The organism is Streptomyces sp. NPDC026377, assembly GCF_055567715.1.
In genome coordinates this window covers 346239-369244 of sequence record NZ_JBVHPV010000006.1, presented here as the reverse complement: position 1 = coordinate 369244, position 23006 = coordinate 346239, and the positions used below count along the sequence as shown (strand labels likewise).

Annotated in this window: 24 protein-coding genes; 17 read left to right on the top strand and 7 right to left on the bottom strand. The window is 73.6% G+C overall.

The annotated features are described in order from the left end of the window. Positions 1-62: 62 nt before the first annotated feature. From scpB to ACZ4MU_RS16255, 5 genes are all read left to right on the top strand, one after another. Positions 63-638: an SMC-Scp complex subunit ScpB gene (gene scpB, locus ACZ4MU_RS16275; RefSeq protein ID WP_467876378.1), complete on the top strand. Its 576-nt coding sequence runs from the start codon at positions 63-65 to the stop codon at positions 636-638. Continuing rightward, a complete protein-coding gene (locus tag ACZ4MU_RS16270) occupies positions 638-1816 on the top strand; it encodes a pseudouridine synthase (protein WP_467876280.1) in 1179 nt (392 codons plus the stop codon). The genes scpB and ACZ4MU_RS16270 overlap by 1 nt, the downstream gene beginning before the upstream one ends. Positions 1817-2019: 203 nt before the next feature. After that, positions 2020-2469 (top strand): adenylyltransferase/cytidyltransferase family protein, encoded by a 450-nt coding sequence (locus ACZ4MU_RS16265; protein WP_467876278.1) that lies wholly within the window; start codon positions 2020-2022, stop codon positions 2467-2469. Then, positions 2466-3212, top strand: a complete 747-nt coding sequence (locus ACZ4MU_RS16260; protein WP_467876276.1) for an NUDIX hydrolase — start codon at positions 2466-2468, stop codon at positions 3210-3212. The genes ACZ4MU_RS16265 and ACZ4MU_RS16260 overlap by 4 nt, the downstream gene beginning before the upstream one ends. Beyond that, a complete protein-coding gene (locus ACZ4MU_RS16255; RefSeq protein ID WP_467876273.1) occupies positions 3209-4234 on the top strand; it encodes an ADP-ribosylglycohydrolase family protein in 1026 nt (341 codons plus the stop codon). Before ACZ4MU_RS16260 ends, ACZ4MU_RS16255 begins: the two co-directional genes overlap by 4 nt. A gap of 19 nt (positions 4235-4253) precedes the next feature. Here ACZ4MU_RS16255 and ACZ4MU_RS16250 read toward each other — a convergent pair whose 3' ends face one another. Genes ACZ4MU_RS16250 through ACZ4MU_RS16240 form a run of 3 tightly spaced genes read right to left on the bottom strand, consistent with a single transcriptional unit; the run spans position 4254 to position 5836 of the window. Continuing rightward, positions 4254-4985 (bottom strand): nucleotidyltransferase domain-containing protein, encoded by a 732-nt coding sequence (locus tag ACZ4MU_RS16250; RefSeq protein ID WP_467876271.1) that lies wholly within the window; start codon positions 4983-4985, stop codon positions 4254-4256. 17 nt (positions 4986-5002) lie between these two features. Beyond that, positions 5003-5473 carry a Rieske (2Fe-2S) protein gene (locus tag ACZ4MU_RS16245; RefSeq protein ID WP_467876268.1) on the bottom strand — a complete coding sequence of 157 codons (471 nt, stop codon included), beginning with the start codon at positions 5471-5473 and terminating at the stop codon, positions 5003-5005. A gap of 57 nt (positions 5474-5530) precedes the next feature. Beyond that, positions 5531-5836: a DUF952 domain-containing protein gene (locus tag ACZ4MU_RS16240; RefSeq protein ID WP_467876266.1), complete on the bottom strand. Its 306-nt coding sequence runs from the start codon at positions 5834-5836 to the stop codon at positions 5531-5533. Between the two features lie 124 nt (positions 5837-5960). Here ACZ4MU_RS16240 and ACZ4MU_RS16235 point away from each other — a divergent pair, with 124 nt between their 5' ends. The 4 genes from ACZ4MU_RS16235 (at position 5961) to der (ending at position 10081) form a co-directional block, all read left to right on the top strand. Next, positions 5961-7046, top strand: a complete 1086-nt coding sequence (locus ACZ4MU_RS16235; RefSeq protein WP_467876264.1) for a prephenate dehydrogenase — start codon at positions 5961-5963, stop codon at positions 7044-7046. Positions 7047-7116: 70 nt separating this feature from the next. Continuing rightward, complete coding sequence (gene cmk, locus ACZ4MU_RS16230; protein ID WP_467876261.1) at positions 7117-7860, top strand: (d)CMP kinase; 744 nt, start codon at positions 7117-7119, stop codon at positions 7858-7860. A gap of 104 nt (positions 7861-7964) precedes the next feature. Then, positions 7965-8552: a lysophospholipid acyltransferase family protein gene (locus ACZ4MU_RS16225; protein WP_467876375.1), complete on the top strand. Its 588-nt coding sequence runs from the start codon at positions 7965-7967 to the stop codon at positions 8550-8552. Positions 8553-8623: 71 nt separating this feature from the next. Continuing rightward, positions 8624-10081: a ribosome biogenesis GTPase Der gene (gene der, locus ACZ4MU_RS16220; RefSeq protein WP_467876258.1), complete on the top strand. Its 1458-nt coding sequence runs from the start codon at positions 8624-8626 to the stop codon at positions 10079-10081. A gap of 51 nt (positions 10082-10132) precedes the next feature. Here the strand turns inward: der and ACZ4MU_RS16215 are convergent, their stop codons facing one another. Beyond that, the gene (locus ACZ4MU_RS16215) at positions 10133-10567 is read right to left on the bottom strand and encodes a hypothetical protein (protein ID WP_467876256.1); all 435 of its coding nucleotides are present in this window, start codon (positions 10565-10567) and stop codon (positions 10133-10135) included. Positions 10568-10939: 372 nt separating this feature from the next. Continuing rightward, entirely contained in the window at positions 10940-11713 is a 774-nt protein-coding gene (locus ACZ4MU_RS16210; protein ID WP_467876254.1) for a hypothetical protein, read from the bottom strand. Positions 11714-12239: 526 nt separating this feature from the next. Between ACZ4MU_RS16210 and ACZ4MU_RS16205 the strand changes: the two genes are divergently transcribed. Both ACZ4MU_RS16205 and ACZ4MU_RS16200 read left to right on the top strand, forming a co-directional pair. After that, a complete protein-coding gene (locus ACZ4MU_RS16205; RefSeq protein ID WP_467876251.1) occupies positions 12240-12965 on the top strand; it encodes a LysM peptidoglycan-binding domain-containing protein in 726 nt (241 codons plus the stop codon). A 528-nt stretch (positions 12966-13493) separates the two neighbouring features. Next, positions 13494-13709: an I78 family peptidase inhibitor gene (locus ACZ4MU_RS16200; protein WP_467876248.1), complete on the top strand. Its 216-nt coding sequence runs from the start codon at positions 13494-13496 to the stop codon at positions 13707-13709. Positions 13710-13814: 105 nt separating this feature from the next. Here ACZ4MU_RS16200 and ACZ4MU_RS16195 read toward each other — a convergent pair whose 3' ends face one another. After that, on the bottom strand, positions 13815-14813 hold the full coding sequence (locus tag ACZ4MU_RS16195) for a phosphatase PAP2 family protein (RefSeq protein WP_467876246.1): 999 nt from the start codon (positions 14811-14813) through the stop codon (positions 13815-13817). Between the two features lie 522 nt (positions 14814-15335). Here ACZ4MU_RS16195 and ACZ4MU_RS16190 point away from each other — a divergent pair. Together ACZ4MU_RS16190 and ACZ4MU_RS16185 are read left to right on the top strand one after the other, a co-directional pair. After that, the gene (locus ACZ4MU_RS16190; protein ID WP_467876244.1) at positions 15336-16985 is read left to right on the top strand and encodes an MFS transporter; all 1650 of its coding nucleotides are present in this window, start codon (positions 15336-15338) and stop codon (positions 16983-16985) included. 133 nt (positions 16986-17118) lie between these two features. Beyond that, positions 17119-18309, top strand: a complete 1191-nt coding sequence (locus ACZ4MU_RS16185) for an acyl-CoA dehydrogenase family protein (protein WP_467876242.1) — start codon at positions 17119-17121, stop codon at positions 18307-18309. Positions 18310-18338: 29 nt separating this feature from the next. Here ACZ4MU_RS16185 and ACZ4MU_RS16180 read toward each other — a convergent pair whose 3' ends face one another. Next, positions 18339-18773 (bottom strand): cell division protein SepF, encoded by a 435-nt coding sequence (locus tag ACZ4MU_RS16180; RefSeq protein WP_467876239.1) that lies wholly within the window; start codon positions 18771-18773, stop codon positions 18339-18341. Positions 18774-19088: 315 nt separating this feature from the next. On the opposite strand from ACZ4MU_RS16180, the gene ACZ4MU_RS16175 reads away from it, so the two are divergent. From ACZ4MU_RS16175 to ACZ4MU_RS16160, 4 genes are all read left to right on the top strand, one after another. Further along, the gene (locus ACZ4MU_RS16175; protein ID WP_467876237.1) at positions 19089-20300 is read left to right on the top strand and encodes a DUF5685 family protein; all 1212 of its coding nucleotides are present in this window, start codon (positions 19089-19091) and stop codon (positions 20298-20300) included. A gap of 172 nt (positions 20301-20472) precedes the next feature. Further along, positions 20473-21261, top strand: coding sequence for a DUF1684 domain-containing protein (locus tag ACZ4MU_RS16170; protein WP_467876234.1), 789 nt, complete (start codon positions 20473-20475; stop codon positions 21259-21261). A gap of 194 nt (positions 21262-21455) precedes the next feature. After that, positions 21456-22355, top strand: a complete 900-nt coding sequence (locus ACZ4MU_RS16165) for a S1 family peptidase (protein WP_467876232.1) — start codon at positions 21456-21458, stop codon at positions 22353-22355. 160 nt (positions 22356-22515) lie between these two features. Next, the gene (locus tag ACZ4MU_RS16160) at positions 22516-22995 is read left to right on the top strand and encodes a hypothetical protein (protein WP_467876229.1); all 480 of its coding nucleotides are present in this window, start codon (positions 22516-22518) and stop codon (positions 22993-22995) included. Positions 22996-23006: the final 11 nt, after the last annotated feature.

Sequence of the window (23006 nt, the reverse complement as noted above, 5' to 3'; positions counted from 1 at the left end):
GGGAAGCCCCCGAAGGCGCGGCGGCGGAGCTCGCGCTCAAGCCCGCCCTGGAGGCCGTGCTCATGGTCGTGGACGAGCCCGCGACCGAGGAGCACCTGGCCAAGGTGCTGCAGCGGCCACGGCGGGCCGTCGCGGACGCCCTGCGCGAGCTGGCGGACGAGTACACCGTCCAGGGCCGCGGCTTCGAGCTGCGGCTGGTGGCGGGCGGCTGGCGGTTCTACAGCCGGGCCGAGTACGCCCCCGCCGTCGAGGGCTTCGTCCTGGACGGGCAGCAGGCGCGGCTCACCCAGGCGGCCCTGGAGACGCTGGCGGTCGTCGCGTACCGCCAGCCGGTGAGCCGGTCGCGGGTCTCGGCGGTGCGCGGAGTCAACTGCGACGGGGTCATGCGGACCCTGCTCCAGCGCGGTCTGGTCGACGAGGCGGGCACGGAACCCGAAACAGGTGCGATCCTGTACAGGACGACGAACTACTTTCTGGAGCGGATGGGCCTGCGCGGTCTGGACGAGCTCCCGGAGCTCGCGCCCTTCCTCCCGGAGGCGGACGCGATCGAGGCCGAGACCCTGGAGGGTGTGCCGTCGTTCGATCCGGACGCGCCCGACGCCCCGGAAACCCACGCAGACGACAAGACGGAAATTTGATGCGAAGCAGCGGCAGTAACAGCAGCGGAAACAACGGCGGGAGCCGTGGTGGCAACAGCGGCGGCCGCGGCAGCAGCGGCGGTGGCGGCCGGAGCGGTGGCGGCCGCGGCGGCTCCGGCGGCGGCCGGGACGGCCAGCGCCAGGGCGGCGGCCCGCGCCAGAGCGGCAGCGGCAAGCCGCGTCCGCTGCGCCCCGAGGAGCGCACCTACGACATGGGCGGCTCCGACAGCAAGGCAGGCACCCCCCGCGGCGGCCGGGGCGCGGCGGCGCGCGGCGGCGCCAAGGGCGGCCCCAAGGCGCCCCAGGGCGGCACCCCGGTGCGCCGCGGCCCGCACGGGCAGCGGATGGGCCAGGCCCGCCCGCGCGAGCTCGACGCCAAGATCGAGCAGCGCAACCGCGACCGGTACGCGGACAAGCCGGAGATCAGGACCCCGAAGACCTTCCCGGGCGCCGAGCAGGAGGGCGAGCGGCTGCAGAAGGTGCTCGCCCGCGCCGGCATGGGCTCGCGCCGCGCCTGCGAGGAGCTGATCGAGCAGGCCCGCGTCGAGGTCAACGGCGAGATCGTCCTGGAGCAGGGCAAGCGCGTCGACCCCGAGCGCGACGAGATCAAGGTGGACGGCCTGACCGTCGCCACCCAGTCGTACCTGTTCTTCGCGCTGAACAAGCCCGCCGGTGTCGTCTCCACCATGGAGGATCCGGACGGCCGCCAGTGCCTGGGCGACTACGTGACCAACCGCGAGACCCGCCTCTTCCACGTCGGCCGGCTCGACACCGAGACCGAGGGCATCATCCTGCTCACCAACCACGGCGAGCTGGCCCACCGTCTCACCCACCCCAAGTACGGCGTGAAGAAGACCTATCTGGCCGCCATCACGGGCCCGCTGCCGCGCGAGATCGGCAAGCGGCTCAAGGAGGGCATCCAGCTGGAGGACGGCTACGCCCGCGCGGACGCCTTCCGGGTCGTGCAGCAGACCGGCAAGAACTACCTGGTGGAGATCGAGCTCCACGAGGGCCGCAAGCACATCGTGCGCCGCATGATGGCCGAGGCCGGCTTCCCGGTCGAGAAGCTGGTCCGGGTCTCCTTCGGCCCGATCGCGCTCGGCGACCAGAAGTCCGGCTGGCTGCGCCGCCTCACCAACACCGAGGTGGGCATGCTGATGCGCGAGGTCGGCCTGTAGCCGCCCCCGCTCCCCGGTACCGAGCCCGGCCCCTGACCGACGGGGGCCGGGCTCGCCGCTGTGTGCGGGGGCGCTCTGTACCGGCCCGCCGGGGCGCGGGCGCGCCCGCGCGGGCGCCGTGCGCCCCCACGGTTGCGTGCGCACGCCTGTTGTGCGCGCCCCCCTGACGCCTTTATAGTCATCATGACTATTAAAAAGCGACGGTGCGGCGGGAGGGGGTGGCGGCGGTGGAGCGGTACGGGCACGGTCTGGTGATCGGCACGTTCCGCCCGCCGCACGCGGGCCACTACCACCTCGTACGGACCGCCGAGGACCGCTGCGAGGCGCTGACCGTGATGGTGTGCACGGCGGCCGGGGAACTCGTGGCGGCCCGGACGCGGGCGCGCTGGATGGCCGAGGTCCATCCGCGCGCCCGTGTCGTCCGGTCGGTCCGCTCCGCGCGCGCCCGGGGCCGTGTGGACGCGGTCTTCACCTCCGAGCGTCACCTGCGGCTGCTCGCGGGCCCGGGGCCCGGGAGCCTGCCCGGCCGCGGCCGCGCGGTGGCGCTGCGGGGCGGGGGCCCCGGCGGACTGCTGGGCGCCGCCGTCGACGCGGTCGACACCTTCCGGGGCGAGGGCTGGGGCCTGGACGGGCCGCCCGGGGGCCGGTGGTGAGCGCGGCGGGCCCGGCCAGAGCGCCGGAGGGCTACGACCCGTACGCCTTCGAGCCGTTCGCGGTCACCGTCGACCTCGCGGTCTGGACGGTCCGCGACGGCGGCCTGCACGTCCTGCTGATCCGGCGCGGCGAGGAGCCCTACAAGGGCGCGTGGGCGCTGCCGGGCGGTTTCGTCCTGCCCCGCGAGAGCGCCGGGCAGGCGGCGCGGCGCGAGCTGGCCGAGGAGACCGGGCTGCCGGACGAGGTCGTCGCGGGCCTGCACCTGGAGCAGTTGCGCACCTACAGCGACCCCGGCCGCGACCCCCGGATGCGGGTGGTCTCCGTCGCCTACACCGCGCTCGTCCCCGACCTGCCGGAGCCGCACGGGGGCGGCGACGCGGCGCACGCGCAGTGGGTGCCCTTCGGGGCGTACGAGGGCCTCGCCTTCGACCACGAGCGGATCGTCGCCGACGCGCGCGAGCGGATCGGCGCCAAGCTGGAGTACACCTGCCTGGCCACCGCCTTCTGCCCGCCCGAGTTCACCCTCGGCGAGCTCCGGCAGGTCTACGAGACGGTCTGGGGGACCGCCCTGGACCGCCCCAACTTCCGACGCAAGGTCCTCGCCACCCCGGGCTTCGTCGAGCCGGTGGCGGGCGCCGCGCGTCTGACCGGCGGCCGGGGCAAGCCGGCCGCGCTGTACCGGGCGGGCGCGGCGACCGCGCTGCACCCCCCGCTCCTGCGGCCGGAAGGACGACCCTCATGACCACTCGCGTGAACAGCCGGGCCAAGCAGGCGGCGACGGGCTCACTGATCGGGCTCGCGCTCGGGGACGCGCTCGGCTTCCCGACCGAGTTCATCGGCGTGCCCGCGATCCTCGCCAAGTGCGGCCCCTGGCGGGAGATGCGGCTGCCGACGCCGGCGGTCGTCACCGACGACACCCAGATGACCCTGGCGGTCGGCCAAGGCATCCGGGCCGCCATGGACCGCGGCCTGCTCGGCCCGCGCCGCCTGGAGCGGCCGGTGCGGGAGGGGTTCGTGCGCTGGTACCACTCCCCGGACAACAACCGGGCCCCCGGCCGCACCTGCATGGTCGCCTGCGGACTGCTCGACAGCGAACTGCCCTGGCAGCAGGCGAGCCAGCTCGGCTCCAAGGGGTGCGGCGCGAACATGCGGGTGGCCCCGGTCGGCCTGGCGCCGGGTCTGAGCGAGGAGCAGCGGGCCGGCGCCGCGCAGCTCCAGTCCGCCCTCACCCACGGCCACCCCACGGCCCTGGCGGCCAGCGACCTCACGGCGCGGGCGGTCTTCCTGCTGGCCCAGGGCGCCGACCCGGTGGGCCTGGTCGGCCAGCTGCGTTCGTACGCGTACGAGAACCGCACCCGCTACCACGACCGCTGGCTCGGCGACCTGTGGACCCGCGCCCACGACGAGTCGCCCGCCGCCTTCATGGCACGCGGCTGGGACGAGTGCCTGGACGCCCTGGACCGGGTCCTCAAGGCGTTGCGCAACCCGTCTCCGGAGACGGACCCGTGCCTGGAGACGGGCGACGGCTGGGTGGCCGAGGAAGCCCTGGCCACGGCGCTGGTCTGCTTCCTGCTCTTCCCCGACGCCCCGCTCACCGCCCTGCGCCGGGCCGCCTGCACCAAGGGCGACTCGGACTCCATAGCCTGCCTGACCGGCGCCTTCGCGGGCGCCCACCGCGGAGCCGCCGCCTGGCCGAAGGAGTGGGCGGAGCGCATCGAGTACCGGAGCGAACTGCTGACCCTCGGAGCGCTCTGGGACTCCTGACCCCGGCCGGGGGCCCGCGCTACCGCCCCGGTCCGCCGGGCCGCGCCGCCCCGTCGTACGGGTCCCACCTGCGCGTCGAGTCCCGGCGCACCCGGAACAGGAAGTCCGCCACCCGGGCCTCGTCCGGGGCCTCGGGAAGCGGGGTGCGGGACGCGGCCAGGGAACTCTCCTCGGCCAGGCGGGTCATCCAGGACCCGATCTCGGACCAGGGCACCTCGCCGCGTCTGACGGCCAGGAGGCGGTCGCGGCCGGGGCCCACCTCGATCGTGAGGACGCCCGTGCGCAGCAGGTCGCGGCAGCTCGTCATCAGGCGCAGCAGGTGCATCGCGTGCTTCCAGCGCGGGGCGCCGTGGCGGCGTACGTCCGCCTCCAGCTTCTTGCGCTGGGCCAGCGCGTAGGCGGTGAAGGTGGTGTGGGTGCGACGGGAGAGGAACGCCTCGCGCAGCGACAGCAGCTCCCGGCCGGTGTCGTCGATCCGTTCCACGATCGGTGAGTGCAGGCACTCCAGGACGGTGGGGTTGGCGCGCAGGGCCAGTGCGCAGAAGCGTTCCAGCTCCCAGCTGAACTGCTCCTCGGCCGGGCCCTCCACATGGGTCGGCGGCTTCTCGAAGCGCCAGAAGAGCGGAGCCGGGGCCGCGTAGACGCCCCGGCGGTCGGTGTCGCTCGCCGGCGTGGCCAGGCCGTAGGCGCGCGAGCCCATCACACAGGAGTACACGGTGTGGTCGCGGACCAGCTCCTCGGGCGGTGTCATCCGCCGATTGTGGCCGGTCAGGTCAGACGGATCGACCCGTTTTCCACCGTGACCCGCTCCGCCGCGAGCGGCCGGGGCGCCGGTCCCGCCGCCACCGAGGCGTCGGCCACGCGGTACTTGCTGCCGTGGCAGGGGCAGTTGATCGTCCCGCCGGAGACGTCCTTGACCGTGCAGCCCTGGTGGGTGCAGACCGCCGAGAACGCCTTGAAGGTGCCTGCCTCGGGCTGGGTGACCACGACCTTGCGGTCCGCGAAGACCTTGCCGCCGCCGACCGGGATGTCGGACGTCCTGGCCAGCACGTTTCCGCCGGGGGACGCGGCGGAAACGTGCGGGGTGTCGGGGGCGAACGCGACCGGGGGAGAGGTCGCGGAGCCGGTGGGCGTCGCGCTCGTACCGGTGTCCTTGTCGTCGCTGCTGCCGCAGCCGGCCAGCGCGGCCGTGCCCGCGGCCGCCGCGAGCACCGCGCGGCGGGAGGTTGGCGTCGTCATGGCGGCATCCTGGTGCAACCCGGCGGCGAATTCCGTGACGCGCGCGTGCCGTACGCCCTATGGCGCAACCCAGGCGCCCGCGTCCCGGCGCAGTTCCACCGCCTCCACCACGGCCTCCCTTCCGACCGGCCCGTACACATGGGGGAACGCCCCCTCCCAGCGGACCTGGGCGTCCAGGCGCGCCTCGTCGATCCCCAGGAGCAGGAGCGGACCGGGCGCGTCCGCGTAGTGGGTGTTCGCCGCCTCCAGCGCGGACGCGCGGTCGGCCGAGCAGTGGACGAAGCCCTCGGAGACCAAGGACACCGGGGCGTACGGGCCAGGCCCGGTCTCCCACTCCGGCGCGGGCACCACATGGAAGATCATGGCCCCGTTCTACCGCACCGCCTCTCCCGGCGGCGGCCACCGCCCCGGCGGCTTGACTAGGCTGAACGGAACAAGCCCGCCCGTCCGCCCCGGCGCAGCCGCCGCACGTCGCAAGGAACCCTCCGTGAGGACCGCACTCGTCATCGGTACCGGCCTGATCGGTACGTCCGCCGCGCTGGCCCTCGCCGCACGCGGCGTCACCGTCCACCTCGCCGACCACGACCCGGCCCAGGCCCGCACCGCGGCCGCGCTCGGCGCCGGGACCGACGAGGCGCCCGGGGGCCGGGTGGACCTGGTGATCGTGGCCGTGCCGCCAGCCCATGTCGCCGCCACCCTGGCGCGGGCGATCCGCTCGGACGCGGCCCGCGCGTACATCGACGTCGCCAGCGTCAAGGGCGGCCCGCGCCGCGAGCTGGAGGCGCTCGGCTGCGACCTCACCGCGTACATCGGTACACACCCGATGTCCGGCAAGGAGCGCTCCGGCCCGCTCGCCGCCACCGCCGACCTCTTCGAGGGACGCCCCTGGGTGCTCACCCCGACCCGGGACACCGACACCGAGGTGCTGAACCTCGCTCTGGAGCTCGTCGCGCTCTGCCGCGCGGTGCCCGTGGTGATGGACGCAGACGCCCACGACCGCGCGGTCGCGCTCGTCTCGCACACCCCCCAGCTGGTGTCGTCCATGGTCGCGGCCCGGCTGCGGGAGGCCGACGAGACGGCGGTACGGCTGTGCGGACAGGGCATCCGCGACGTCACCCGGATCGCCGCCTCCGACCCCCGGATGTGGGTGGAGATCCTCTCCGCCAACCCGGGCCCGGTCGCGGACGTCCTGGCCCGGATCGCCACCGATCTGGACGAGACCGTACGGGCGCTGCGCTCGCTGGAGTCCGCCGACGATCAGAAGCGGCGCGGCGGGGCGGCGGGCGTCGAGGACGTGCTGCGACGCGGCAACGCGGGACGCGAGCGCGTCCCCGGCAAGCACGGCTCCGCCCCCACGGCCTACGAGGTCGTCGCCGTGTTCATCAGCGACCAGCCCGGCGAGCTGGCCCGGATCTTCGCCGACGCGGGCCGCGCCGGGGTCAACATCGAGGACGTGCGCATCGAGCACGCCACCGGCCAGCAGGCGGGTCTGGTCCAGCTGATGGTCGAGCCGGCCGCGGTCCCGGGCCTGACGGCGTCGCTGCGGGAGCGGGGCTGGGCGATCCGGCAGTGAGCCGGGCCGGGGCCCCGGGCGGGCGGGGATCTGGGCGCACGCACGAGCCAGTAACCTTGTGTGGGGGCGGATGCCTGCCCGCCCACCCCGTCCCCGTACCAGGAAGGTGTCCGTCACCGTGGAAAGCGCCGCCCGGACCGCCCCGGCAGCTGTGATCGTCGCCATCGACGGCCCGTCCGGCACCGGCAAGTCCAGCACCTCCCGGGCGGTCGCCGCCAAGCTGGGGCTGAGCTATCTGGACACCGGCGCCCAGTACCGGGCGATCACCTGGTGGATGATCACCAACGACATCGACACCGACGACCCGGCCGCGATCGCGACCGCCGCCGCCAAGCCGGTCATCGTCTCGGGGACCGACCCGAACGCGCCGACCATCACCGTCGACGGTCTCGACGCCTCCGGCCCGATCCGTACGCAGGAGGTCACCGCCAAGGTCAGCGCGGTCAGCGCCGTCCCCGAGGTGCGGGCGCTCGTCACCCAGCTCCAGCGGGACACGGCGGCCGCCGCCCCGGCCGGGATCGTGGTCGAGGGCCGTGACATCGGCACGACCGTGCTGCCCGACGCCGACCTGAAGGTGTTCCTCACCGCCTCCGCGGAGGCGCGCGCCGCCCGCCGCAGCGGCGAGCTGAAGGGCGTGGACGTCGCCGCCACCCGCGAGGCTCTGCTGAAGCGGGACGCGGCCGACTCCGGCCGCAAGACGTCCCCGCTGGCCAAGGCCGCCGACGCCGTCGAGGTGGACACCACCGAGCTCAGCCTCGACCAGGTCATCGAGTGCGTGGTCACGCTCGTCGAGGAGAAGCGAGCCGCCAAGTGACAGCCCTCCCGTCGCCCGGCCGCACCTCGCCGAGACCCTCCGCGCCGCACCTGCCCGTCACCGAGCGTGGCGCCGAGGTCGGACGCCGCATCGGTGTCGGCCTGATGTACGGGCTCTTCAAGCCCCGGGTGCTCGGCGCCTGGCGGGTCCCGGCCAGTGGCCCGGTCATCCTGGCCGTCAACCACGCGCACAACATCGACGGGCCGATGCTGATGGGGACCGCGCCCAGACCGGTGCACTTCCTCATCAAGAAGGAAGCCTTCATCGGCCCGCTGGACCCGTTCCTGCGCGGCATCGGGCAGGTGAAGGTGGACCGGTCGACCGTCGACCGGACCGCGATCGACCAGGCCGTCGGGGTGCTCGACGGTGGCGGTGTGCTCGGGATCTTCCCCGAGGGCACCCGCGGCGAGGGCGACTTCGCCTCGCTGCGCGCCGGGCTCGCCTACTTCGCCCTGCGGTCGGCGGCGCCGATCGTCCCGGTGGCGGTCCTGGGAAGCACCGAGCGCAGGGGACGGTTGATAAAGGCGCTGCCGCCGCTGCGCAGCCGGGTGGACGTCGTCTTCGGCGACGCCTTCGAAGCGGGCGACGGCAGCGGCCGGCGCACCCGTACGGCGCTGGACGAGGCGACCGTACGCATCCAGGAGCGGCTCACCCGCCACCTGGAGAACGCCAGGCGCCTCACCGGGCGCTGAGCGAGACTTGGGACTTGAGTAGTGGACCGGACGCCCGGTCCATCGATGACGCAGAACGAGGAACGGACTTCATGAACGACCAGCACGACCACGGAGCACTCGGCGACGCCGAGTACGCGGAGTTCATGGAGCTCGCCGCGGAAGAGGGCTTCGACATCGAGGACGTCGAGGGCGCGATCGAGGAGGCGGGCCACGGCCCGCTGCCCGTCCTCGCCGTCGTCGGCCGCCCGAACGTTGGCAAGTCGACCCTGGTGAACCGCATCATCGGCCGCCGTGAGGCGGTCGTCGAGGACAAGCCGGGCGTCACCCGCGACCGCGTCACCTACGAGGCGGAGTGGGCCGGCCGTCGCTTCAAGGTCGTCGACACCGGCGGCTGGGAGCAGGACGTCCTCGGCATCGACGCGTCCGTCGCCGCCCAGGCGGAGTACGCGATCGAGGCCGCCGACGCGTGCGTCTTCGTCGTGGACGCCAAGGTCGGCGCCACCGACACCGACGAGGCCGTCGTCAAGCTGCTGCGCCGGGCCGGCAAGCCGGTCGTGCTGTGCGCCAACAAGGTGGACGGGCAGTCGGGCGAGGCGGACGCCGCCGCGCTGTGGTCGCTGGGCCTGGGGATGCCGCACCCCGTCTCCTCGCTGCACGGCCGCGGCACCGGCGACATGCTGGACGCCGTCCTGGAGGCGCTGCCGGAGGCGCCGGCGCAGACCTTCGGCTCCACCGCCCCCGGCGGCCCCCGCCGTATCGCGCTCATCGGCCGCCCGAACGTCGGCAAGTCCTCGCTCCTGAACAAGGTGGCGAAGGAGGACCGCGTCGTCGTCAACGAGCTGGCCGGCACCACCCGCGACCCGGTCGACGAGCTGATCGAGCTCGGCGGGGTGACCTGGAAGTTCATCGACACCGCGGGCATCCGCAAGCGGGTCCACCTCCAGCAGGGCGCCGACTACTACGCCTCGCTGCGCACGGCCGCCGCCGTGGAGAAGGCCGAGGTCGCGGTCATCCTGATCGACGCGACCGAGAACATCAGCGTCCAGGACCAGCGCATCATCACCATGGCCGTGGAGTCGGGCCGCGCCATCGTCATCGCGTACAACAAGTGGGACGACCTCGACGAGGAGCGCCGCTACTACCTGGAGCGCGAGATCGAGACCGAGATGCAGCAGGTGGCCTGGGCACCGCGCGTCAACGTCTCCGCGCTGACCGGCCGCCACATGGAGAAGCTGGTCCCGGCGATCGAGACGGCGCTGGCGGGCTGGGAGACGCGGGTGCCGACCGGGCGGCTCAACGCCTTCCTCGGTGAGATCGTCGCCGCCCACCCGCACCCGATCCGCGGCGGAAAGCAGCCGCGCATCCTCTTCGGCACCCAGGCCGGGACCAAGCCGCCGCGCTTCGTCCTCTTCGCCTCCGGCTTCCTGGAGCACGGCTACCGCCGCTTCGTCGAGCGCCGGCTGCGCGAGGAGTTCGGCTTCGAGGGCACCCCGATCCACATCTCGGTGCGGGTGCGCGAGAAGCGCGGCAGCAACAGGAAGAAGTAGCCCCGGCGCGGGGGCCGGGGGCTACGGCTCCACGGCGCCCCCGCCTCGGTCTTACAGCCCCCGACGGGGGCCGGGCGGCAGTGCTGCCGGGAGCGGATGGAGCCCGGTGTGCTGCCGCCCCTGCATGTGCCCGGTGCCGCTGTGCGCCGCCCCGCTCAGCGGCCAGGGGGAGCCGCTGTGCGCGGGGTACGGGTGGAAGGCCGGGACGGTCTGGGGGTGCGGCACCTGGGCGTGGGCCGGCTGGTGGTGCTGATGGGCGCCCCGGAAGCCGGCGGACCCCGAGTGCCCCAGGGCCGCGAAGCCCCGGAAGCCGAGGTCGTCCTCGCCGCTGCGGTCGCCCGGCAGGGCCCGGAAGGACCGGCGGTACTCCGAGTACAGCGCGTCGTAGATCGGGGTGGCCGAGTGGCCGCTGATGAGGTCCTGGGCGGGGCGCATGGAGGGGATCTGCGACTGGTACGGCTGGCGGGAGGGCTCGTATGCGTGCACGTATGTGCCAACGACCCCGGCGGCCGTCGGATGCGGGCTGACGGCAGATATCGCGCATCCCCGGATGGAGGGGGTGTACCGGGCGCGTGGGGGGCTTGCGGGGCGCCGGGCGACCCGGGGCGGCCCGAGGGGTAGGGGCCGGGGGGTGGGCCGGGTGCCCCGGGAGCGGGCCGGGCGGGGAGCCGGGCGACCCGGGGACGGGCCGGTGCGGTGGGCCGGGGGTGCCGGGAGCGGGCCGGGCCGCCGGGTGCTCGGGTGCGGTGGGGCGGGCGAGCCGGGGCGTTTTGGGCGCGGCAGGCTCGTAAAAGGGGCGGGCCCGGGGCCGGTTGAGCGGTCCCGGGCCCGGGGGCTGGGGCTGGGGTGCGGGACGGCTCAGGTGCCCGCCAGCGGCATCGCCGCCGACACCAGGGTGCCGTCCGAGGCCGCCTTCTCCAGGGCGTCGCGCAGCAGGTCCTCGCGGGGCTGCTGGCCGATGGAGCCGACCGGGGCCGCGAAGACCAGGACGCGCTGGGTGCGGTTGGCGGCGGCGCGCCAGCCGTCGGTGACCTGGAGCGGCTGGTGGGCCTGCCACCACGACACCGGGCTGCCGCCGCCTCCCGTGCCGGGCTGGAGGATCGCGTGCAGCTGGCCCATGGCGAGCAGCACCGACCAGCCGGAGAGCACCGAGGGCATTCGGCCGACATCGGTGACCGGCACGAAGCCCTGCTCGATCAGGAGCGGAAGGAACTCGTCCGTGGTGCCGCCCGAGCCGGGCCGGGCGATCGGGGCGGTGGGCTCCACGACGAGTGCCGGATGCAGCGCGCCCTCGATCAGGATCAGGCCACTGGTGATGCCGAGGACGGCCTGCTGGGGGGCCTTGCCCCCGAACTCGTCGCCGGTGATGGACCGGACGGCGCCCTGGAGCTGCTCCTCCGAGACCTGGACGACCTGGGAGGGGATGCAGGAGGCGTGGGCGAAGGCGAGGACCGCGGTCTCCTCACCGACGAAGAGCACGGTGCTGGTGGCCTCGTTCTCGGAGTCGCCCGGAGTGCGGCAGGAGGTGCAGTCGTAGCTGCCCGGGGCGTTCTCGCCGGCGAGCAGCCGGTCGGCTTCTTCGTCGCCGATCTCGGCGCGGACGTCCTCGCTGACGTCGAGCATGCGCGGCACGGGTGGCTCCTACTGGATGCGTGCGCCGGGTGGTTCCCGGCTCCTGAAAGGACAACGGCGGATCTGTGGCAGGGGTCACGCCCCAGGGCGAACGGAATCGAACCACCGCACGCGGAGGGTGAATCTGCCCCCGGAACCCCTCACTCCATGTCAACCTCTGGGATGCGCAAGGGAGTTGTCGCGGTGAGCTGAGTCACAGGCCGGCGGGAGGGCAGGTCGACAAATCCTGAAATCCCCCTATCAAGTGGGTGTCCGGAAATTGCCGTTACCCATGGTAATCGGCAACTGGCCTGGAGCGACAGGGCATTGGTTGATACCGGACCGATCCGCTCCCTACATTCCACGCCGTGTGCACCGAGCACCGCCCGGGCAGCCCGCCCCGTACGGCCGCACGACGTCACCACGCGTACGACCGCACCACAGGCACGAGCACGACCCCGGCGGGCGGGGCGGCACGGAACGGGACGCCGGACGCGTCACGGACCCTGCCGCCCGGGAGTCCCGGGTCCTTCGGAAGAGGGACTTCATGTCTGTTGGTACCAGTCGTTCCAGCTCCAGGCGCGGCCGCGGCACGGTGGCGGCGATCGGCGCCACCGTGATGGCGGCGCCGCTGGCGCTGCTCGCCGTCTCCGCCGGCCCGGCCGGCGCGGCGGACGGTGCGGTGTGGGACCGCATCGCGCGGTGCGAGAGCGGAGGAAACTGGCACATCAACACCGGCAACGGCTACTACGGCGGACTCCAGTTCTCCGCCGGCTCCTGGCGGGCCTACGGCGGCGGGGCGTACGCGTCCACCGCCGACCGGGCGTCCCGGGCGCAGCAGATCGCCGTCGCCACCCGGCTCCAGCGGGCCCAGGGCTGGGGCGCCTGGCCCGTGTGCTCCGCGAGGGCGGGGGCCTACGGGAGCGCGCCCGCCGCGCCGAAGCCGTCGGGCCACAAGGCCAAGGCCAAGCCGAAGGCCAAGCCCGAGGCCGAGCCCAGGGTGGCGCAGGCGGCGCGGCCCGAGCGGAAGGCCGCGGCGGCCGGAACCGGCCGGGTCGAGGCCGGGGCCGCGCCGGCGAAGGCGCCCGAGCGCCCGCCCGTCCAGGCGGACCGAGGCTCGCGCGGCGGCGACTACACCGTCCGCGTGGGGGACACCCTGTCCGCGATCGCCCGGGCGCACGGCACGACGTGGGAAAGGGTCTACGCGGCCAACAAGGCTGTCATCGGCGGCGACCCGGACCTGATCCTGCCCGGCGAGCGGCTTGCCCTCTAGGCCGTACGGCCACCGCACGACCAGCTCACCGGCCCCGCCCGGCCCCACGACCGGGCGGGGCCGCACGCGTTCGGCCCGGACCCTCCACCGCGCCCGGACCCTCCACCGCGCCCGGCGCGGCTGCCCGTCCGACAGGGCGCGTGCGCGGCCGGGATAGGCGCATACGAGCCAACGTGCCGGGCCAGGGCGACGGGTGAACAACATCCTCCCGCCGGTGCGGATCGTGTAAGGATGCCGTGAATTCCCTATGGCCCGTCCATTTCCCGTGGGCCGGGCCGCGGGGGAAATTCGGTGCGATGTTCCGGGGCCCTCGGCGGGGAAATTCCGCAAGGCGCTCGAACGGTCTGCCGAGGGCTGTGGGATTCCCCGGCGGGCTGACCGGAACTCCCCGTACGAGTGACCCAGTTCGAGAGGGACCCGGCCAAGATCCTGTGACACAAGTGTGACCGGCGGGGGACGTGGTGCGGACAGCGGCAGGGCAGGGGGCCCCGCTTCCGCCTCCGCCCCGGGGCGCCTACGGTGGCTGGCATGGCACCAGTACCGACTCCCCGCGGACAACCCGACGACACTCCCGAGGCCTATGTGGGCCTGGCCGGCGAGGCCGCCGAGCGGCGGGCACGCGCGCGTGGCTGGACCACCGTCAGATCGCTCGCGCCCGGCTCGATCATCACCATGGAGTACCTGGAAGGGCGGCTGAACTTCGAGGTGGCCGACGGCAGGGTGATCCGCTGCTGGCGCGGCTGAGCCGCCCGTACGAAGGCGAAGGCCCCGGCGCTCCGAGGGGAGTGCCGGGGCCTTCGCCCGCGGGGTGGTGGTGCGTACCGTGCCCCGCCGCACGCTTCGGGGCCGTCAGCCGCCCAGCGGCCGGGCCGGGGCCGGGCGCGGGGCGCGCTCGCTGTGCTGGGGGCGCCGGCCGGCCACCGGGGGTGCCGCCGGGCGCTCGGGGCGGGGGCCGTGGTGCGGCGGCCGGGCGGGACCGCGGACGCCGGCGGGGCGTGAGCCGCTGGCCGCGCCCACCGGCTCGCGCACGGGGGCGTCGTCCTCGCTCGCGGTGCGCTGGGCGAAGACACCGGGCAGCGTGGCGGTGGGAACGGGCAGGACGGGCGCGGCCGTTCCCCTGGCGCGCCACTTGGCCCGCAGGGCGAAGACCAGCGCCTCGGCGCGGGCGATCACCGGCTCGCACCAGGGCAGGGCCAGCAGGATGAGCAGCCCGGCGGCCCAGCCGAGGAGCACGTCGCTGACCCAGTGCGTACCGAGGTAGACGGTGGTGGCGCCGACGCCCAGGGCGACCACGGCGGAGATGACCGACAGCCAGCGCCGGGCCGTGGGGGTGGTGGCCAGATAGGCGAGGATGCCCCAGGTCACGACCGCGTTGGCGGTGTGGCCCGAGGGGAATATATCGCCGCCCGCGAACAGTTCGGCCGAGCCGATCTCCGTCGCGTAGTGCGGGCCCAGGCGGCCCAGGCCGAGCTTGACCGCGCCGACCGTGATGTTGAGCAGGAGCAGCGAGGCGCCGAGCGCGAGGAGCGGACGCAGGGTGTGCTGCCGCCAGGACCTCCAGCCCAGCCACGCCGCGACCATCACCGCCGTGGGCCCGCGCTGGCCCAGGACCACGAAGTAGTCCAGGAAGGCGTGCATCTGCGGCCACTGCTCGTACGGCCGGAACAGCATGACCTTCCAGTCCAGCTCGACGAGCCAGGACGAGGCGAGCACGGCGACGACGATGGCGAGGTAGAACGCCATCGTCGCGCTGAAGAGGATCACGCGGTGACGGCTCATCCGCGGGATCGCTATCTTCGGCGGCTCGGGCTCCCGGTCCAGACGGGCGAAGATTCGGTCGGTACGCACTCAATCGACGTTACAGCGAGTGAGTGAGGGCCCAGGCCGATCCGGCGGGTTTGTGATGACGATGTGATGTGGAGTATGTCTCACGTCACCGTTTATTCCCGGTGCTGCGAAAGGGGCGGACGGGCGCGGAAACAATTCCGCCGCAGACCGTTCCGGAAACGCGGCGGGATTTCCGCGGGTGATTTTCCGGGAAGCAGAACGGAATTCATCGTTCGTCCATCACGTCTGACACCGGGTGCCAGGATCCACCGGCACGGCGTGCCAAGATCATTAATGGCGGCGGGCTCCGGCCGGCCCCTCCCTCCTTTGTGGCGCACACCACAGGGCGTGCCCAAAGGGGTGAGAGGTGTACCACGTGCCGATGGCTGGAACTCGCGTACGCTGACGAATCACTCGCTCGTCGATGCCGGACCCGTCCGAGACCGCACCGGTCCAGGGTCCGCCGAGAGCGGGGACGACGGGCCACCGCGAGGACGGCGCGTCCCGGGACCCCCACGGGGCCGCCGTACAGGAGGTACACACATGGCAGGAACGACGACGGACGCCGCACGCGCGCGTGCGAACGCCGGCGCCGCCAACCGCTGGACCGTCCTCGTCGTCCTGTGTGTGAGTCTGCTGCTCGTCGCGCTGGACGCGACCGTGCTGCACGTCGCCGTCCCCTCGGTCACCGAGGACCTGCGTCCCAGCGCCACCGCGCTGCTCTGGATCGTCGACGCCTACCCGCTGGTCTGCGCCGCCCTCCTCATCCTGTTCGGCACCCTCGGCGACCGCGTCGGCCGGCGCCGGGTGCTGCTGCTCGGCTACGGCATCTTCGGCCTGGCGTCCGCCGTGGCGGCCCTGGCCGGAACGGCCGAGCTCCTGATCGCGGCCCGCGCGCTGCTCGGCGTCGGCGGCGCGATGATCATGCCCGCCACGCTCTCCATCCTCCGCGCGGTCTTCCCCGACCGCCGCGAACGCGCCACCGCCATCGGCGTGTGGACCGCCACCGCCGCGATAGGTGCCGCCGCCGGACCGGTGCTCGGCGGCTTCCTCGTCCAGCACTTCTGGTGGGGCTCGGTCTTCCTGATCAACATCCCGCTGATGGCGCTGATCCTGCCGCTGGGCCGCAGGCTGCTGCCCGAGTCCAAGGGCGGCGCCGACGGGCCCTGGGACGTGCTCGGCGCGCTGACGGCCGCCGCCGGTGTGATCACCCTGGTCCTCGGCGTCAAGCGGATGGGCGCGGGCCACGGAGTGCTCGACCCGCTCACCCTGGCGCCGCTGTGCGCCGGCACCGCCCTGATCATCGTGTTCGTCCGGCGCCAGCGGCGGCGCACCCACCCGCTGGTCGACATGCGCATGTTCGCCCGGCGCACCTTCTCCACCTCGGTGGGGTGCATCGTCCTCGCCATGCTGGCCCTGGTCGGGCTCGAACTCATAGCCGTCCAGTACCTCCAGCTGGTCCTCGGGCTGACCCCGCTGGAGACGGGGCTGCGGCTGCTGCCGCTCACCTTCGCCGCGATGACCGCCGGGGCCACCGGCTCGTACACCCTGCGCCGGCTCGGTCCGCGCCGGATGGTCGCGTCCGGCTTCGCGCTGACCGCCGCCGCCGTGCTGCTCCTGGTCCTGATGGGCGAGCACGACCGGCCGCTGCTGCTCACCGGCGCCTTCGTCGTCCTGGGCCTCGGCCTGCAGACGACGCTCTTCGGGGCGTACGAGTCGATGCTCAGCGAGGCGCCCGCCGACTGCGCGGGCGGGGCCGCCGCCATCGGCGAGACCTCCTACCAGCTCGGCGCCGGCATGGGCATCGCCCTGCTCGGCAGCGTGATGAACGCGGCCTACGCCCCCGGGCTCGCCTCCGTCCCCGGCGTCCCGCGCGAGGCGTCGGCCGGAGCCGCGAACTCGCTCGGCGAGGCCTACGCCATAGCGGACCGCATCGGCGGCCCCGCGGGCGCCGCCCTGCGCGGCGCCGCACAGCACTCCTTCGTCCACGGTCTGCATGTGACACTGCTGGTCAGCGCCGGACTGCTGGTCCTGGGCGCGCTGGCCGCGCTGCGGCTGCCGCGGGTGATGGAGTGCGGGACGCAGCACACCGGAACCGCGCCCGGCCTGCCCGAGCAGCGCGCCGAGCTCCAGCTGCGGATCCCCGCGGCGGCGGGCGCCGATGGGGCGCACCCGGGGCCCGGCCGCCCCTGAGCCGGGCGCCCCGCACCGGCGGGCGGGTCTGGACGCGCGGCACACTGAGCCGTAACGTCAGCGGTCAGCAATAACTACCACCGCTAGTTTTAGCTGGGCCGCACAGGTTCCCAGGGACGCCGGAGGCATCCTCATGTCCGCATCCGCCAAGCTGCCCCCCTTCGACCCGGCCGACCCCCTCGGGATCGACGACCTGCTGAGCGACGAGGACCTCGCGATCCGCGACACCGTCCGCTCCTGGGCCGCCGACCGGGTCCTGCCGCACATCGCCGAGTGGTACGAGAGCGGCGAACTCCCCGGCATCCGCGAACTCGCCCGGGAGCTGGGCTCGATCGGCGCGCTGGGCATGTCCCTGACCGGCTACGGCTGCGCGGGCGCCACCGCCGTCCAGTACGGCCTGGCCTGTCTGGAGCTGGAGGCCGCCGACTCCGGCATCCGCTCGCTCGTCTCCGTCCAGGGCTCGCTCGCGATGTACGCGATCTGGAAGTACGGCTCCGAGGAGCAGAAGCAGCGGTGGCTGCCCTCGATGGCGGCGGGCGAGGCGATCGGCTGCTTCGGCCTCACCGAACCCGACCACGGCTCCGACCCGGCCGGGATGCGGACGTACGCCAAGCGGGACGGCACCGACTGGGTGCTCAGCGGCCGCAAGATGTGGATCACCAACGGCTCGGTCGCGTCGGTCGCGGTCGTCTGGGCGCAGACCGACGACGGCATCAGGGGATTCGCCGTGCCCACCGACACCCCCGGCTTCTCCGCGCCGGAGATCAAGCACAAGTGGTCGCTGCGGGCGTCGGTCACCAGCGAGCTGGTCATGGACGAGGTGCGGCTGCCCGCCGACGCCGTGCTGCCCGGCGTCGCCGGACTCAAGGGCCCGCTCGGCTGCCTCTCGCACGCGCGGTACGGAATCGTCTGGGGCGCGATGGGCGCGGCCCGCGCCTCCTTCGAGGCGGCGGTCGCGTACGCGCGGACCCGCGAGCAGTTCGGCAGGCCCATCGGCGGCTTCCAGCTCACCCAGGCCAAGCTCGCCGACATGGCGGTCGAGCTCCACAAGGGTGTGCTGCTCGCGCATCATCTGGGGCGGCGCATGGACGCGGGCAGGCTCCGTCCGGAGCAGGTCAGTTTCGGCAAGCTCAACAACGTCCGGGAGGCGATCGAGATCTGCCGCACCTCGCGCACGATCCTCGGCGCCAACGGGATCTCGCTGGAGTACCCCGTGATGCGGCACGCCACCAATCTGGAGTCGGTGCTCACCTACGAGGGCACCGTGGAGATGCACCAGCTGGTGCTGGGCAAGGCGCTCACCGGGCTCGACGCGTTCCGTTAGGCGCCCTGGCGGTCCGGTGAGCGCCCTGCTCAGCTCTGGTTGAAGAAGCCGCCGGTGGCGCGGCCCGAGGCCTCGCCGCTGACGATCTGGGTGTCGGCGGGGGTCAGCAGGAAGACCCGCGTCGCCACGCGCTCGATGGAGCCGCGCAGCCCGAAGGTGAGGCCGGCGGCGAAGTCCACGACGCGCTTGGCGTCGCCGGGCTCCATGGCGGTGAGGTTGACGATGACGGGGACGCCCTCGCGGAAGAGCTCGCCGATGCCGCGCGCGTCACGGAAGCCGTCCGGCGTGACCGTGGCGATCCGGCGGCCCTGCTCCTGGGCCGCCTCGGAGGCCACCCGCACCCGCGGGTCCGTCACCCAGGCTTCGCCGGCCCCGGCTTCCTCGGTGTACTCGTCGTCGTAGTAGCGGTCGTCGTTGTCCTCGACAAGCCCCAGCCATGCACTCGCCTTGCGCACCGATCCCATGGACGCCTCCTCTCACAGCGGACTTCTACTTCTTGCTTATGCTCACGTTCCGCATCCCTATGGTCGTCCATGATGCGGATACCGCGCCAAGTGGATAGTCGCCGCGCAGGGGATTCGTGACGGGACTGGTGCAGAAGATGTGGCGAATCGTCAGCTTTCTTCCGGTGCATGACGGGTAACGGGTACAAAATATGACCGTCCGTCCAGACGGGTGAGTCGGCAGACGTACGGGTGAACGGATCGGCCGATACGATGCCTGCCGCACTGTTGAACGAACCGTGGGGCGAGGTGTCCCACGGCACCCGGGGGAGCGTCGTGTTCGGAATCGTCAGGCCCTGCTCGCATCGGCTCACCGAGGGGTTGCGCACCGAGTGGATGGCCCATCTCTGCGGCCTCTGCCTGGCACTTCGCTCCGACCACGGCCAGCTCGCCCGGGTCGTGACCAACTACGACGGGCTGATCGTCTCGGTCCTGACGGAGGCTCAGGCCGAGAGCCGCACCGGGCGCAGACGCACCGCCGGGCCCTGTCCGCTGCGCGCGATGCGGACGGCTCCGGTGGCCCGGGGCGAGGGCGCCCGGCTCGCCGCTGCCGTCTCGCTGGTCCTCGCCTCGGCGAAGGTCCGCGACCACGTCGCCGACCGGGACGGCCTGTTGAAGCGGAAGCCGGTGGCGCTGGCGGCCCGCCGGATCGCCGCGAGCTGGGACCGGGCGGGCGCCCGCACCGGCGCCTCCCTCGGCTTCGACACGGCGGTCCTGGTCGACGCGGTCGACCGGCAGGGGGCGATCGAGGCGCTGGCGGGGCCGGGCACCTCCCTGCTCACCGTCACCGAGCCGACCGAGACGGCGACCGCCGCCGCCTTCGCGCACACCGCCGTACTCGCCGGCCGGCCGCACAACGCCGAGCCGCTGGCCGAGGCCGGCCGCCTCTTCGGACGGCTCGCGCACCTCCTGGACGCGGTGGAGGACCAGGCGGCCGACGCCGCGGCGGGCGCGTGGAACCCGCTCACGGCGACCGGCACCGACCTGGCCGAGGCCCGGCGGCTGGCCGACGACGCGGTGCACGGCATCCGGCTCGCCCTGCGCGAGGTGGACTTCGTCGACGGCAGGCTGGCGCACGTCCTGCTCGCCCACGAGCTGACGCAGTCGGTCAACCGGTCCTTCGGCACGGCCGGCTGCGCCCACGGCGGCGCGGACGCCCACGGCTCCCACCAGCCCGGCCCCTACGGAGCGCCGCCGCCCGGCGGGCCGTACGCGCCGGTGCCCGGCAACCCCTACGGCGCGCCGCCGCAGGGCGAGGGTCCCCGGCCACCCGCGCCGCGCGGGTTCCTGACGGGGTGCGCGGTCTTCACCGGGCTCTGCTGCACCTGTCAGATGTGCTGCGCCAAGGAGTACGAGGGCCCGTGGTCGCGCAGGAAGCACGAGGGCTTCTGCCGGGACTGCGACTGCGACTGCGGTGACTGCGGCTGCTGCAACTGCTGCGAGTGCTGTGAGGGGTGCGACTGCTGCGACTGTGGTTGCGACTGCTGACCGGCCGTCACCAAGCGTGCGCGTACGGTCACTTGTGTTCGGAGGGTGAGCTCCGGTACGCGGACGACGGCGGCGGGGCGCAGGGCGGAGCGGAAGCCTCCGTACGGAATACTCCGGCCCGGCACCGCGCTCGCACCGGGGGCCGCCCGCCTCGTACGAAAGGATCGAACACATGAGCACGGACGCGGCACAGGAGTGGAAGAACTGGCACGAACGGCGCGTCGAGTCCGTCGCGGCGCCCTACGGTCCGCTGGCGCTGACCGGTACCCACTGGCTCGCCGACGCCGTGGAGGGGCGAATTCCGGCCGTGCCGGGCACCTGGCGTGAAGAAGACGGCGCGGTGGTGCTCACGGCGAGCGAAGAGGACGGGATCGTCCTCGACGGCCGCCCCTTCACCGGCGAGGCGCGGCTGACCGCCGACCACGCCCCGGTCGCCGAGTCCCGGCTGGCCCAGGGCGCGCGGCGGCTGGTGGTGCTGCGCCGCGAAGGGCTGTGGGCGGTACGGGTCTGGGACCCCGGGGCCGAGCGCCGCCGCGCCTTCGCGGGCATCGAGGCGACCCCGTACGACCCGCGCTGGGCGGTGCCCGCCCTCTTCCGCCCGTACGGCGAGGCGCGGACGGTACGGGTGGCCAACGCCGACGGGGTGGAGCGCGGGCTCGGTCTCGGCGGTGAACTCGCCTTCACGCTCGGCGGCCGGGAGCACACCCTCCAGGTGGCGGTCGAGGAAGACGGCGCGCTCTGGGCGGTGTTCGCCGACGCGACCAGCGGGGACTCGACGTTCCGGTTCCGTTTCCTGCGCCCCGGCGCGCCCGACGCGCGCGGCAGGCTCATGGCGGACTTCAACCGCGCGCTGCTTCCGCCGTGCGCCTTCGCGGAGCACTTCATCTGCCCCTTCCCGCCTCCCGGCAACACCCTCGACACGGCCGTCACAGCGGGCGAGCGGACCGTCCTCACCCACTGACCCAGGGCTCACAGAACCCCGGCCGCCCGGCCGAAAGGCGCCCTTGCGCCCGACGGCCGGGCGGCCGAATACTCCCTCCCAGCGCTTGTCAGGAGCACGGCTTGCGCTCACCAGTGCTGCCCCAGCTCCGGCTGCGCCTCACGGGGTCCCCCCACCCAACTCGGGCCCCTCGATTCCCTTCGGGAGGAACAGAAGTGAGGATCAAGCGCACCACCCCCACCCGCGGTCTCGCGAGACGTACCAAGGCAGTCGCCCTCTCCGCCGGGCTCCTCGCCGCCGGTGCCCTCGCGGTCCCCACCGCCAGCGCCACCCCGTCCCAGGCGTTCAGCGCCACCCAGCTCTCCGCCGCGAGCTCCGCCGTCCTCGGCGCCGACGTCGCGGGCACCGCCTGGAACATCGACCCCGCCACCCACACGGTCGTCGTGACCGCCGACTCCACCGTGAGCAAGGCCGACATAGCCAAGATCAAACGGCAGGCCGGCGCCAACGCGTCCGCCATACGCGTCGAGCGGACCGCGGGCAGGTTCAGCAAGCTGCTCTCCGGCGGCGACGCCGTCTACGCGCCGAGCTGGCGCTGCTCCCTCGGCTTCAACGTCAAGAAGGGCAGCACCTACTACTTCCTGACGGCCGGTCACTGCACCGAGGGCTACCCGAACTACTACACCAGCTCCTCGCACTCGACGAGCATCGGCCCGACGGTCGGCACCAGCTTCCCGGGCAACGACTACGGCCTCGTGCGGTACGACAACACCTCGCTGTCCCACCCGAGCGCCGTGGGCGGCCAGTCCATCACCAGCGCGGCCAACCCCTCGGTCGGCCAGACGGTCACCCGGCGCGGCTCGACCACCGGCATCCACAGCGGCCGGGTCACCGCGCTCAACTCCACCGTGAACTACGGCAACGGCGACATCGTGTACGGCCTCATCAAGACTACGGTGTGCGCCGAACCCGGTGACTCCGGCGGCCCGCTCTACGCCGGCTCGACGGCGCTCGGCCTCACCTCCGGCGGCAGCGGCAACTGCTCCTCCGGCGGCACGACCTTCTTCCAGCCCGTGGTCGAGGCCATGAACGCCTATGGCGTCACCCTGTTCTGACGGCTGATCATCCAGCTGCCCCGGCAGCGGCGAGCCCCCGTCCGGCCACCGGGCGGGGGCTCGTTCCGTGCGCCCGTGCCTGCGGTGGCGGCTGGACGCGATGCGCCTTTTTGGGAGGATGTTCACGGCGGAGAGGCGACCGGACACACGGGGTGAGTCAGTGAAACGCATCGGAGTGACCGGTCACCGCGACATTCCCTCCGAGGCGCTGGGGGAGATCCGCGCCTGCCTGCGGAGCCTGCTGTGCGGCCAGGACGGCTCCCTTGAGGTGTTCTCCAGCCTCGCGGCCGGAGCGGACCAGCTGTTCGCGGCCATCGCCCTGGAGTGCGGGGCCGCCCTGACCGTCGTCATTCCCAGTGGCGACTACGAGAGGGGCTTCGCGGAGCCCGGCGAACTCGCCCGCTACCAGGGGCTGAGGAGACGGGCCGCACAGGAGGTCCGGATGGACTTCCCGCACGCCACCGACGAGGCCTACTACGCGGCCGGCGCGTATATCGCGGACAACTGCGACCGTCTGATCGCCGTCTGGGACGGCCAGCCCGCGCGCGGGCTCGGAGGCACGGGCGACATCGTCCAGTACGCCCGCAGCCTGGGAAAGTCGGTCACGGTGGTGTGGTGCGACGGGGTGCGGCGCCCCTGACCGCCCCCCAG